The following is a 12611-nucleotide window of genomic DNA, read 5'->3' as shown; positions in this document are numbered from 1 at the left end:
ATCACCTACACTAATACTTTCTTGTCTTCTAAAATCTTAATGACTTCTTCTATATTTTCTTTGGCAGAGCCCTTATCTATAAGGTTTCCTGCTTCAGATTTTCTTGGAGCAGACAAATCTTTTACTATTGTTAGTGAACCCTTTTGTCCAAGCTTTTCAAGGTCAAGGCCAAGAGAAGATGGAGTCAAGTCGTGAATTTCTTTTTCTTTTGCAATTTTAGATCTCTTTAAAGCAAATTTTGAAGGCTTATTTACTGAGCCCTTAAGTGCAGATGCAACAAAAGGAGTGGAAAGTTTTACAGTTTCAATACCTCTTCCAATATTTCTCTTAACTTCAAATTCGCCGTCTACATAATTTATGTCAGAGACATAAGTTACTTGGTTCATGCCAAGTCTTTCAGCTACTTGTGGACCAACTTGTCCAGTGTCGCCGTCCATAGTTTGGTCGCCAGTAAAGATTATGTCGTAGTCTCCAATGGATTTTGCTGCTTCAGCTAGGGCATAGGAAGTTGCTATTGTGTCAGAACCTTTAAACTCAAGTCCTTCTAATAGATAAGCTTCTTCTGCACCCATTTGAATACATTCACGCAAATATTTATCTGCAGAGGGTGGACCCATAGTTAGGACATCAATCTGTACATCTTCTTCTACTTGTTCTGATATATTTAATGCAAATTTCAATCCACATAAATCAGATGGATTTATTACAGTTTTAATTCCATCTCTAATTAAGTTATTAGTTTCTGGATCGATTCTCGCATTAGTTGTGTCAGGAACAGTTTTCATTAGTAATAATATTTTCATAGTTCCTCCTAAATTTATTTTTTTCATCATAGTTATATCATACCCCAAAATCTTCAAAGTATTTACAAGTGATAAATTTAATCAAAATATTTTATTTAACTAGCCCTTAAAAATTTATCTAAGTGTATTATAATATTTATGAAGATTATTTTTTATGAAAATTTACTTTATAGAAAGGAAGTACCTAATGAAAAATTTAAAGTTTAAAAAATTCCTAAGCCTGCTTTTAGTTTTTACATTGTTTGCAGGAATTTTAGGCGGATGCGGTAAAAAAGATGCCACAGAAAAAAATGCGGAAGCAAAAAATGTTTCTACAGAAGAAAAAGTTGCTACAAAAGATGAGGCTGGAAGTCACATAGTCACTGACCACGCAGGTCACGAAGTTGAAGTGCCAAATAAAATTGAAAAGATTGTAATTGACCAAGTGCCAATTTTATCTACTTATATGGCATATAACGAAGGCAAGGCTCCTTACATTGTTGGCTATGCCGGTTCTCTTAAACAAGTTATTTCTGGCACAGTTTTAAAGGATATGGCTCCAGAACTTTTAGATGCTACTAATACTGTTCAAGGTCAATCAGATTTAAATGTGGAAGAAATTATGAAATTAAAGCCAGATGTAATTTTTTACAATGCAAAAAACCAAGATCGCTACGAAAAATTATCAAAGACTGGCGTGCCATGTATTGGCTTTGTAACTATGGGGGCTGACACTCCAGCAGATCCAATAAATAGGTACGGAGAATGGCTAAAACTTCTTGAAGATGTTTTTGGCGAAAAGGGAAAAATGGATGATTTCTTAAAAGCTGGCGATGAAATTGTAAAAGATGTTGAAGAAAGAATAGCAAAGGTGCCTGAAGAAAAAAGACCTAGTGGCATGATCCTTTGGAAGTATCAAGAAGGCACTCCAATTGTTGCCGGCAAGGGAACTTTTGGCGACTTCTGGCTAAAGAGACTAAAGGTAAAAAATGTGGCAGGAGAAGCAAAGGGCTATGCAAAGGTAAATGTGGAACAAATTTATTCTTGGAACCCAGATGTATTTTATCTTGACGGACCTGGCCTTTTAAATATTAAGACAGAAGATGTCTACAATAATTCTGTAGAGGGTTTTGATTTTTCTAACTTAAAATCTGTTAAGGACAAGAGAGTATACAATTCAAAGCTTGGCATGTGGAACTGGCTTACACCAAACCCAGACGCGCCACTTGTTCTTGCATGGCTTGCAAGTGAAACTTATCCAGATGCCTTCAAGGACTACGACTTAAAGAAAGTTATAAAAGACTACTACCAAAAATGGTATAATTATGAACTTAGTGATGAACAAATCGAGGACATGTTTAATATATGATAAAAAAATATTGCATAAGAGATGATGGGAAACTTCATCTCTATGTCTATCTTATTTTATTCATTCTTCCCATAGTCTGTGCTATAATTGCACTTTCTATGGGAAGGATAAAAATAAATATTTTTGAAATAATAAATTTATTTAAAAATTACATATTAAAAAGAAATTTGGACCCTATGATAGAGTCCTTAATTTTTAAGATAAGGCTGCCAAGGATTCTCACTGCCCTAATCGTTGGTGCAGGTCTAACTGTGGCAGGTCTTGTCTTTCAAGCTATTTTTTCAAATCCACTGGCAACACCAGATATTTTAGGCGTGACAAGTGCATCAAGCCTTGGGGCAATTATTGGGATTTTACTTTCCCTTGGCACCATGGGCATTCAAATTATTGCCCTTGTGACAGGTCTTATTTCAATTTTTATCACAATAAATCTTGTGAGAAGAGATGAATCTTCTATTGTAATGTTAGTTTTGGCAGGTATTATTGTATCTTCTCTTGCCAATGCCTTTTCTTCCCTTTTAAAGTACACAGCTGACCCCATGGATAAGTTGCCACAAATAACTTATTGGCTAATGGGTTCCTTTGGCAGAACTTCTTATAAAAATTTAGTCTTGGCAGGACCTCTCATTTTAATTTCCATTTTTGTAATTTATAAAATGAGATGGGGCTTAAATCTCCTTTCCCTATCAGAAGATGAGGCAAGGTCTCTTGGCATAAATGTAAAAAGGACCAGGTTTATTTTTATACTTACTTCTACAATAATAACTGCATCTAGCGTTTCTATTTGTGGGCAAATTGGCTGGATTGGACTAATTATTCCCCATCTAGTTCGCATGATTATTGGGGCAAATAATATTTACACCCTACCCTTTGGCATAAGCTTTGGAGCAGGATTTATGGTCCTAATAGAAGCCTTATCGAGGACAGTTTCTGTAATTGAACTTCCAATTTCAATTTTAACAGCAATTATTGGAGCTCCAATTTTTATAATGCTCATGAGAAGGTCTGGAGGGATATTTAAATGAAATTAGAAGTCTCTAAGGGATTTTTTAAATTCAAAAATACAGATTTTATTTTGAGGGACATAAATTTTTCTCTTGAAGAAGGAGATATCCTTTCAGTTCTTGGTCCCAATGGAGTGGGAAAGACAACTCTCATAAAGTGTTTGACGGGACTTCTAAAATGGACTAGGGGCGAAACTTTTCTTGAGGGAAAAAATATTTCTTCTATAAAAGAAAATGAAATTTGGTCAAAAATTTCCTATATTCCCCAAAAGAGAAATTTTTCTTTTCCCTATACTGGGCTTGAAATGGTCCTCTTTGGGTCGACTTCATCTTTAAATATTTTTGAAAAACCCAATGAAAAAGAAAGAATAAGGGCAAAAGAAGTCATGAAGATGATAGGAATAGACCATCTTTCTCATAAAAATGCCAACGAAATGAGTGGTGGCGAGCTGCAAATGCTTTTAATAGCAAGAAGTCTTGTGAAAGATCCAAAAATAATTATTTTAGATGAGCCAGAAAGTGGCCTTGACTACAAAAATCAGCTAATTATTTTAAATCTAATAAAAAAATTATCTGAAAGGGGAGTAATCATTGTGATGAATACTCACTATCCAGAACATGCCCTAAAAATTTCCAACAAATGTCTTCTATTAAATTACGATAAGACTTATAAGTTTGGAAGTACGAGAGATGTATTAAATAGAAAGAATTTGAAAAAATCTTTTTCTGTAGATGTGAAGATAGAAAAAATTTCTGTGGACGGCAAAGACTATGAGAGCATTATTCCTCTTGGCATAGCAGAAGAAAATTTAAAATAGAAAATATATTAGAAGAGAAGTATGGTTACCTACTTCTTTTTTATTTGATGAGAAAATTAAATTTAAAAAGATTTTATATTTAAAAATCTAGCGCTTTTGTGGGTATAGATAAATTGATAGAGAATATCAAATAGATTTTAAAATATAAGGAGGACAATATGTCACAAATAGGAAAGAAGATACCTGAATTTAAAACTATGGGTTATGCACCTAGTAAGGAAGAGTTTGTAGAAGTTTCTAACAAAGACTTTGAAGGCAAGTGGACAGTTTTAATGTTCTACCCTGCTGATTTTACTTTTGTATGTCCAACTGAACTTGAAGATATGCAAGAACAATACGGAAAGTTAAAGGAACTTGGAGCTGAAGTTTACTCTATGTCTACTGACACTCACTTCGTTCACAAGGCATGGCATGACCACTCTGAAGCAATTAGTAAGCTTGAGTTCACAATGTTAGCTGACCCACATAAGTCAATAGCAAGAGACTTTGATGTACTTGATGAAGATGCAGGTCTAGCACAAAGGGCTACTTTTATAATTGATCCAGATGGAGTGATCCAAACTTTGGAAATAAATGCAGATGGCATTGGTCGTGATGCAAGTCAAGTTATTGACAAGATTCGTGCAGGACAATTTGTAAGAAACAATCCAGGCCAAGTATGTCCAGCAAAATGGAAAGAATCTGGCAAGACTTTAACTCCAGGACTAGATCTAGTTGGTAAGATCTAATGTTAGATCAAAATTTAAAAAATCAGGTAGCTGAATATTTTAAACTTCTTGAGAAGGAGGTTTTGATTTCGGTTGATCTTGATGATTCAGAAAATTCAAAAGACTTAAAAAAGTTTTTGGACGACCTAAGGGGGCTTTCTGATAAGATAAAAATAGAAGAAGGTGACTTAAAGTTTAAGCCAAGCTTTAGCCTTTCATCAGATAGTGCAAGTGGCATCACTTTTGCAGGCATACCCCTTGGTCACGAATTTGAGTCCTTTATACTTGCCATCCTTCAAGTAGGAGGTCGCCCACCAAAAATTGATCAGAAGACCAGGGAAAGGATTATGGCAATTGATGAGGAAATGAATTTCGAAACTATAGTCAGTCTATCCTGCCACAACTGCCCTGAAGTAGTTCAAGCCCTAAATATTATGGCTGTCCTAAATCCAAAAATTTCACATACAATGGTGGACGGCTCTGCCTTTACAGACTATGTTGAAGACCTTGGCATATTGGCTGTGCCAACAACTTATGCAAAGGGAGAAGTCTTTAATAGTGGAAAAATTTCTTTAGAGGAAATCTTAAATAAGATAAAGAAGGAAGAAGTTGACCTAAAGCTTGAAGAAAAACCTCTTTACGACTGCCTAGTAATAGGCGGAGGTCCTAGTGGGGCGACAGCAGCTATTTATGCAGCGAGAAAGGGAATAAGAACTGCTCTTGTAGCAAAGGAATTTGGCGGTCAAGTAAAGGAAACTCTTGGCATAGAAAATATTACAGGCATAGAGTATACAGAGGGTCCTAAGTATATGGAAGATGTCAAGGCACATCTTGACAAGTACAAGGTTGAAGTCATTGAAGGGCTTTCAGTTACAGGCATAGAAAATGGCGAGGAGATAAAAATCTTAACAGATAAGGGAAATCTCTTTGCAAAGACTCTTGTAATAGCAACTGGTGCAAAGTGGAGACTCATTGGAGTTCCAGGAGAAATAGAATTTAGGAACAAGGGCGTTGCCTACTGTACTCACTGTGACGGACCTTTATTTAAGGGCAAAAAGGTAACAGTAATTGGTGGAGGAAACTCTGGCATTGAAGCAGCCATAGACCTTGCCAGCCTAGCTAAAGAAGTTTTGGTTCTAGAATTTTTGCCTGAATTAAAGGCGGATAAAGTTCTTCAGGATAAGCTAAGGGAATTTAAGAATGTAAAAATAGTTACAAATGCAGAAACTAAGGCCCTAAGTGGTGAAAAAGTGTTGGAAAAAATCTCATATAAGGACAGACTTTCTGGACAAGTTATAGAAGAGGATACTGATGGCTGCTTTATTCAAGTTGGACTTGTGCCAATGACAGAGTGGCTTGACCATGTTAAAAAGAATCCTCGCGGTGAAATAATTGTAAATGAATTTGGAGCAACAAATCTTGAAGGAATTTATGGGGCAGGGGACTGCACTAACTCTGCCTTCAAACAAATTGTAATTGCAGAGGGATCAGGTGCTACAGCAGCCCTTGGTGCCTACAATTATTTAATGACTAAGGGAAATTGAAGTTTCTATTAAAAAGAAGTATGGGCGACCTACTTCTTTTTTTCTTGTCTTGGATTTTTAAAGTCTATATTTTTCATAAAAAATTTTCTAAGATTCTTTATATATAATAGAAAAAAATCTTATATAATAGAAAAAATATCTTATATAATAGAAAAAAAATAAAAAATATCTTATATAATAGAAAAAAATAAAAAATATTTGTAAAAATTTTTGTCAAAGGAAATTTTTCTAGTAAAATTATTTATTTTTATATGGAAAAAATTTGTCTAGGAGAAAAATAAAATTTTTCTAAAAAATTTTTAAAAAAATGTGTATTTTCCCTTTACAAGTGGCTTTATTTGTTATATAATACCAGAGCGTTTAAAAAAGAATGTTGCGATGAAGTTATAAGTTGCTTGAAACTTTGCCGAAAAAAAGGAGTTTCGAGGTAATTATGACGGAGAAGTCCAAGCTGGACTTGGGCGCGGGTTATTTTTTTCAGACGGACCTTTTGGTACACCAGGGTGCGTTTATCGATAACCCCATTCGCAAGTAAGGCTTTAGCGAATAGGAGGTAAATATGTCTAACAAAGGCAAACAAAAAATCAGAATTAAACTTAAAGCTTATGATCACGAATTACTTGATAATTCAGCACTAAGAATTGTTGATGCTGCTAAAAAGAGCGGTGCAGAAGTTTCTGGACCAATTCCTCTTCCAACAGAAAAGGAAATTATCACAATTATAAGAGCTGTACACAAGTATAAGGATTCAAGAGAACAATTTGAGCAAAGAACTCACAAGCGTCTAATTGATATACTTAATCCTACACAAAAAACTGTAGATTCACTTATGAAGTTAAATCTACCAGCTGGTGTAGATATAGAAATTAAACTTTAAAACTTTGCTTTATATGACTTCTAATTAGAAGTCCGCTGTAAATATTAGGAGGTGCAACATGAAATATTTAGTAGGTAAAAAAATTGGCATGACCCAAATTTTTGATGAAGAGGGTATTGTCACTCCTGTCTCAGTTATTGAAGTAGAACCAAATGTTGTTGTGCAAAAGAAAACTATTGAAAGTGATGGATATAATGCTATCCAAGTTGCAACACATGAAGTTAAGGAAAGAAAACTTAACAAACCTGAGAAGGGACATTTCGACAAGGCAGGCGTAGGATATAGAAAACATCTTTCAGAATTTAGAACTGACGATGTAGAATCTTACAATCTTGGCGATGAAATAAAGGTAGATTTATTTGAAGTTGGAGAACACATTGATGTTGTTGGAACTTCAAAGGGTAAAGGAACTGCTGGTATCATTAAACGTCACAACTTTGGACGTGGTAGAGAAACTCACGGTTCTAAATTCCACAGAATGCCAGGTGGTATGGGTGCTGCTTCTTATCCAGGAAAAGTATTCAAAAACCACAGAATGGCTGGAAAAATGGGTAACGAAAGAGTTACTGTTCAAAATCTTGAAATTGTTAGAATAGATACAGATAAAAATTTAATTTTAGTTAAGGGTGCTATTCCAGGACCTAAGAAGGGAACTGTTAGAATTAAAAGCACTACTAAAATGACTAAATAAGATAGGGAGGTAAAGAAATGCCTAAAATTCAAATGATTGACATTAAGGGAAATCCTGTTGAAGAAGTCGAACTAAATGAAGGGCTATTTGATGCTCCTGTTAGCACTCATGCTGTTTATTTAGTTGTTAAAAATATTTTGGCTAATAAAAGACAAGGTACTCACTCTGCTAAGACTCGTGCTGAAGTGCGTGGAGGCGGAAGAAAACCTTGGAGACAAAAGGGAACAGGTCGAGCAAGACAAGGTTCCATTAGATCACCTCAATGGAGAGGCGGCGGAGTTGTTTTCGCAAAGAAACCAAGAGATTACTCTTACACAACTCCTAAGAAAGCTAGAAGAGTTGCTCTTAAATCAGTTCTTACTAGTAAATTCCAAGATGGCGAAATGATTCTTGTTGACAAGTTCACAATGGAAGAACCAAAGACAAAGATTTTCGCAAACATCTTAAAAGATATTAAGGCAGGCAAGAAAGCTCTTGTAGTTATTAATGACGATGAAAAAGATGTTCAAAGAGCTGCAAGAAATATTGCTGGTGTAAAGACATCAAGAGCTACTGATATTAATGTTTATGATTTATTAAAATACGATAACTTAATTATCACTAAGGCTGCACTTGATGTTGTTGAGGAGGTTTTTAACTGATGAATAAATTTGACGTTATTAAAAGACCTTTAGTTACTGAACAAAGTATGGACATGATGGCTGAAAATAAATACACTTTTGAAGTGCAAAAGGATGCCACTAAACCTGAAATCAGAGAAGCTGTTGAAGAAATCTTCGGCGTTAAGGTTGAAAAAGTATATACAATGAATATGCGTGGAAAATTAAAAAGACAAGGAGTTCATCAAGGAAGACGTCCTTCATGGAAAAAGGCTATAGTAAAACTTACTGATGACTCAGAGCCGATAGAATTTTTTGATTCTATCTGATAGTAGGAGGTATTAAAATGGCGATTAGAGGATTTAAACCTACAACTCCTGCCCGTAGAAAGATGACTGTTGCTACATTTGAAGAGATTACAAAAACAACACCTGAAAAATCTCTTTTAGTTAGCATGAGCAAAACTGCCGGTAGAAATGCGCAAGGTAGAATTACTAGTAGACACAGAGGCGGCGGAGTTAAGAGAAAATATAGAATTATAGATTTAAAAAGAGATAAAGATAATATTCCTGCAAGAGTAAAAGCTATTGAATATGATCCATATAGAACTGCTTACATTGCGCTTTTATCTTACGCTGATGGTGAAAAGAGATACATCATTCAACCAAACGGACTTAAAGTTGGCGATGTTATTGAATCAGGATCAGATGCAGATATTAAAGTTGGTAATGCACTAATGCTTGCTGATATCCCAGTTGGTACTACAGTTCACAACATTGAAATGACTCCTGGTAAGGGTGGTCAAATTGCAAGAAGTGCTGGATCATCAGCTCAACTTATGGCAAAAGAAGGAAAATATGCTCAACTTAGACTTCCTTCAGGTGAATTTAGATTAATAAATCAAAGATGTAAGGCAACTATCGGACAAGTTGGAAATATTTCTCACGAACTTATCACTTTAGGTAAAGCAGGTAAGAGCAGATATCTTGGAAATAGACCTCATGTTAGAGGATCTGCAATGAACCCTGTTGATCACCCTCATGGTGGTGGGGAAGGTAGAACTCCAGTAGGTAGACCTTCACCAATGACTCCTTGGGGCAAGAAAGCTCTAGGACTTAAAACTAGAAAGAAATCTAAAAAATCTGATATGTATATAGTAAGAAGAAGAACTAAGTAATCGGAGGGTATAATGAGTAGATCAATAAAAAAAGGACCATTTGCTGATGAACACCTTCTAAAGAAGGTTGACGAGCTTAATGAAAAAAACGAAAAGAAAGTAATTAAAACTTGGTCTCGTCGCTCAACTATTTTCCCTGAATTTGTTTCACACACAATTGCTGTTCATGACGGCAGAAAACATGTGCCAGTATATATTACTGAAGACATGGTAGGACATAAATTAGGAGAATTTGTTCCAACAAGAACATATAGAGGCCACGGCGGCAAGAGCGAAAAGAGCACAACAGTTAAATAAGGAGGGTTAAAATGCAAGCACAAGCAATTGCAAAATATGTTAGAATATCACCTCTAAAGGTGAATTATATTTGCGCTGAAATACGCGGCAAAAGCGTTGATGAGGCCCTCTCTATTTTAAAGTTTACTAATAAGAGGGGAGCTCATGAACTCTATAAGGTATTAAAATCAGCTGTAGCTAATGCTGAAAACAACCTTAATTTAGACAGAGACGATCTTTATGTGAAAAAAGCATATGCTAATGACGGACCTACAATGAAGAGATTTCGTCCTAAGGCTAAGGGTATGGCTTATCCGATCCTTAAAAGATCAAGTCACATTGGCGTTGTAGTAGCAGAAAGAGAGTAAGGAGGTAGAGAATGGGCCAAAAAGTAAACCCACATGGACTTCGTGTTGGAGTAATCAAAGATTGGGATTCAAAATGGTATGCAGATAAGAAAAATTTTGCCGATCTTTTAGTTGAAGACAACAATATTAGAAAATATGTTAAGAAAAAACTTTACACTGCAGGAATTTCTAAAATTGAAATTGAAAGAGCTGCTAATAGAGTTAAAGTTTCTATATATACAGCTAAACCAGGCATGGTAATTGGCCGTGGTGGTGCTGGAGTTGAAGAACTTAGAGCTGAAATTGAAAAGCTTACAAATAAATCTGTTGTTATAAATGTTGAAGAAATTAAAAATCAAGATTTAGATGCACAAATCGTTGCTGAAGCTATTGCTGAATCTCTTGAAAGAAGAGTCGCATTTAGAAGAGCAATGAAACAAGCTATTCAAAGAACTATGCGTCAAGGAGCTCTTGGTATTAAAACTTCTGTATCAGGTCGTTTAGGCGGAGCTGATATGGCAAGAACAGAAGGTTATTCTGAAGGAACTATTCCTCTTCAAACATTAAGAGCTGATATCGACTACGGTTTTGCTGAAGCTGATACAACTTACGGTAAAATCGGTGTTAAAGTTTGGCTTTATAAAGGCGAAGTTCTTCCTGAACTAAGAGAAGATTCAAGAAGAAGACCTAGAGATAATAGAGACAATAGAGATAACAAAAACCGCAAGAGACGCGATAACAGAAACAATAATTTTAATAGAAATAATAGAAGAGACAATAAAAATAAAGAGTCTTAAAGAAGGGAGGAATAGTCATGTTGATGCCTAAGAGAGTAAAATATCGTAAAGTTCACAGAGGCAGAATGAAGGGCAAGGCTATGCGTGGTAATGAGCTTGCATACGGAGAATATGGTATAAAAGCTTTAGAACCTTGTTGGATTACTTCAAATCAAATAGAAGCAGCACGTCGTGCTATGACAAGATATATTCGTAGAGGTGGAAATATCTGGATTAAGATTTTCCCAGACAAACCTGTTACTGAAAAACCTGCTGAAACTCGTATGGGTTCTGGTAAAGGTGCTCCAGAGTATTGGGTTGCAGTAGTTAAGCCAGGAAGAATTTTATTTGAAATGGGCGGTGTTTCTGAAGAAGTTGCAAGAGAAGCAATGAGACTTGCATCTATGAAACTCCCTGTGAGAACTAAATTCGTTATGAAAGATAAGGATGGTGACTCAAATGAAGGCTAATGAAATTCGCAAGATGTCTAGCGAAGATTTAAATAATAAAGTTAATGAACTTAAAAATGAACTTTTTAATTTGAGATTCAGATTGGCCACTGGTCAACTTGACAATCCATCAAGTATTAAAAGTGTTAAAAGAGATATAGCAAAAGTAAAAACGATCATTAGAGAACGTGAACTTGAAGTTGGAAAGGAGGCTTAATCTCATGGAAAGAAATTCAAGAAAAACTATAACAGGAATTGTAGTAAGTGATAAAATGGATAAGACTATTGTAGTTCAAACTGAAACTTTAAAGACTCATCCAATTTACAAAAAGAGATTTAAGAAGACTACTAAATTTAAGGCTCATGATGAAAATAATGAATGTGGTATTGGTGATCGCGTAAAACTTATGGAAACTAGACCACTAAGTAAAGATAAAAGATGGAGACTTGTAGAAATTATTGAAAAAGCTCAATAATTTTAACTTGAAAGGAGAATAACATGATTCAACAAGAAACAAGATTGCGTGTTGCTGACAATTCAGGTGCAAGAGAACTATCTGTAATTAAAGTCCTTGGTGGAACTAATAGAAGAACAGCTAGCATCGGAGATATTGTAGTGTGTTCTGTAAAAAATGCAACACCCGGTGGCGTTGTAAAAAAAGGCGCTGTTGTAAAGGCAGTTATTGTTAGAACAAGCAAGGGAATCAGCAGAAAAGACGGATCTTATATAAGCTTCGACGATAACGCTGCTGTTGTAATTAAAGATGATAGAAGCCCTGTTGGCACTCGTATTTTTGGACCTGTAACTAGAGAACTAAGAGCTGGAAACTTTATGAAGATTATTTCTCTAGCTCCGGAAGTACTATAATTTGGAGGTGTAATATGAAAATTAAAAAAGATGACATCGTAAAAGTTATAGCCGGAAAAGATAAAGGCAAAACTGGTAAAGTCCTAAGAACAATTCCTAAAAAAGATTTAGTAGTTGTTGAAAAGATTAATGTTGTTACTAAACACATTAAACCTAGAGGACCTCAAAATCCAGGTGGAATAGAAAAAATGGAAGCTCCAATTCATGTATCAAATGTTATGTACTTTGACAGTGCATCAGGAAAAGCTACAAGAATTGGTTACAAATATGAAGACGGAAAAAAAGTTAGATATGCAAAATCTAGCGGAAAGAACATTAAATAGGGGG

General features: G+C 35.2%; 19 protein-coding genes. 18 read left to right on the top strand and 1 reads right to left on the bottom strand.

The annotated features are described in order from the left end of the window. Positions 1-5: 5 nt before the first annotated feature. Positions 6-803 carry an electron transfer flavoprotein subunit beta/FixA family protein gene (locus JOD41_RS05335; protein WP_205051898.1) on the bottom strand — a complete coding sequence of 266 codons (798 nt, stop codon included), beginning with the start codon at positions 801-803 and terminating at the stop codon, positions 6-8. 187 nt (positions 804-990) lie between these two features. On the opposite strand from JOD41_RS05335, the gene JOD41_RS05330 reads away from it, so the two are divergent. From JOD41_RS05330 to rplX, 18 genes are all read left to right on the top strand, one after another. Beyond that, positions 991-2151, top strand: a complete 1161-nt coding sequence (locus JOD41_RS05330) for an ABC transporter substrate-binding protein (protein WP_205051897.1) — start codon at positions 991-993, stop codon at positions 2149-2151. Continuing rightward, positions 2148-3176, top strand: a complete 1029-nt coding sequence (locus JOD41_RS05325) for a FecCD family ABC transporter permease (protein WP_205051896.1) — start codon at positions 2148-2150, stop codon at positions 3174-3176. Before JOD41_RS05330 ends, JOD41_RS05325 begins: the two co-directional genes overlap by 4 nt. Further along, positions 3173-3973: an ABC transporter ATP-binding protein gene (locus JOD41_RS05320; protein WP_205051895.1), complete on the top strand. Its 801-nt coding sequence runs from the start codon at positions 3173-3175 to the stop codon at positions 3971-3973. Before JOD41_RS05325 ends, JOD41_RS05320 begins: the two co-directional genes overlap by 4 nt. Before the next feature lie 158 nt (positions 3974-4131). After that, positions 4132-4701, top strand: a complete 570-nt coding sequence (gene ahpC / locus JOD41_RS05315; protein WP_205051894.1) for an alkyl hydroperoxide reductase subunit C — start codon at positions 4132-4134, stop codon at positions 4699-4701. Beyond that, positions 4701-6224: an alkyl hydroperoxide reductase subunit F gene (gene ahpF / locus JOD41_RS05310; RefSeq protein WP_205051893.1), complete on the top strand. Its 1524-nt coding sequence runs from the start codon at positions 4701-4703 to the stop codon at positions 6222-6224. The genes ahpC and ahpF overlap by 1 nt, the downstream gene beginning before the upstream one ends. A gap of 559 nt (positions 6225-6783) precedes the next feature. Continuing rightward, positions 6784-7101 (top strand): 30S ribosomal protein S10, encoded by a 318-nt coding sequence (rpsJ, locus tag JOD41_RS05305; RefSeq protein ID WP_005957385.1) that lies wholly within the window; start codon positions 6784-6786, stop codon positions 7099-7101. 58 nt (positions 7102-7159) lie between these two features. Continuing rightward, a complete protein-coding gene (rplC, locus tag JOD41_RS05300) occupies positions 7160-7792 on the top strand; it encodes a 50S ribosomal protein L3 (RefSeq protein WP_156700458.1) in 633 nt (210 codons plus the stop codon). 17 nt (positions 7793-7809) lie between these two features. Continuing rightward, positions 7810-8433 (top strand): 50S ribosomal protein L4, encoded by a 624-nt coding sequence (gene rplD / locus JOD41_RS05295; RefSeq protein ID WP_156700460.1) that lies wholly within the window; start codon positions 7810-7812, stop codon positions 8431-8433. Then, positions 8433-8720 carry a 50S ribosomal protein L23 gene (gene rplW, locus JOD41_RS05290; protein ID WP_156700462.1) on the top strand — a complete coding sequence of 96 codons (288 nt, stop codon included), beginning with the start codon at positions 8433-8435 and terminating at the stop codon, positions 8718-8720. Before rplD ends, rplW begins: the two co-directional genes overlap by 1 nt. Before the next feature lie 17 nt (positions 8721-8737). Further along, positions 8738-9568 carry a 50S ribosomal protein L2 gene (gene rplB, locus JOD41_RS05285; RefSeq protein ID WP_156700464.1) on the top strand — a complete coding sequence of 277 codons (831 nt, stop codon included), beginning with the start codon at positions 8738-8740 and terminating at the stop codon, positions 9566-9568. A gap of 12 nt (positions 9569-9580) precedes the next feature. Beyond that, positions 9581-9865 (top strand): 30S ribosomal protein S19, encoded by a 285-nt coding sequence (rpsS, locus tag JOD41_RS05280; protein WP_019107919.1) that lies wholly within the window; start codon positions 9581-9583, stop codon positions 9863-9865. 11 nt (positions 9866-9876) lie between these two features. Then, positions 9877-10212: a 50S ribosomal protein L22 gene (gene rplV / locus JOD41_RS05275; RefSeq protein WP_019107918.1), complete on the top strand. Its 336-nt coding sequence runs from the start codon at positions 9877-9879 to the stop codon at positions 10210-10212. 11 nt (positions 10213-10223) lie between these two features. Beyond that, positions 10224-10988 carry a 30S ribosomal protein S3 gene (gene rpsC / locus JOD41_RS05270; RefSeq protein WP_156700465.1) on the top strand — a complete coding sequence of 255 codons (765 nt, stop codon included), beginning with the start codon at positions 10224-10226 and terminating at the stop codon, positions 10986-10988. Positions 10989-11005: 17 nt separating this feature from the next. Next, complete coding sequence (gene rplP, locus JOD41_RS05265; RefSeq protein WP_156700467.1) at positions 11006-11437, top strand: 50S ribosomal protein L16; 432 nt, start codon at positions 11006-11008, stop codon at positions 11435-11437. Next, on the top strand, positions 11427-11633 hold the full coding sequence (gene rpmC, locus JOD41_RS05260; protein ID WP_156700469.1) for a 50S ribosomal protein L29: 207 nt from the start codon (positions 11427-11429) through the stop codon (positions 11631-11633). The genes rplP and rpmC overlap by 11 nt, the downstream gene beginning before the upstream one ends. 4 nt (positions 11634-11637) lie before the next feature. After that, a complete protein-coding gene (gene rpsQ / locus JOD41_RS05255) occupies positions 11638-11892 on the top strand; it encodes a 30S ribosomal protein S17 (RefSeq protein ID WP_019124985.1) in 255 nt (84 codons plus the stop codon). 23 nt (positions 11893-11915) lie between these two features. Then, a complete protein-coding gene (gene rplN / locus JOD41_RS05250) occupies positions 11916-12284 on the top strand; it encodes a 50S ribosomal protein L14 (RefSeq protein ID WP_156700471.1) in 369 nt (122 codons plus the stop codon). 14 nt (positions 12285-12298) lie between these two features. Then, positions 12299-12607, top strand: coding sequence for a 50S ribosomal protein L24 (gene rplX, locus JOD41_RS05245; RefSeq protein WP_205051892.1), 309 nt, complete (start codon positions 12299-12301; stop codon positions 12605-12607). Positions 12608-12611: the final 4 nt, after the last annotated feature.

Source organism: Peptoniphilus gorbachii (genome assembly GCF_016908115.1).
In the GTDB taxonomy this organism is placed as follows: domain Bacteria; phylum Bacillota; class Clostridia; order Tissierellales; family Peptoniphilaceae; genus Peptoniphilus_A; species Peptoniphilus_A gorbachii.
This window is presented reverse-complemented; position numbering and strand designations above follow the sequence as displayed.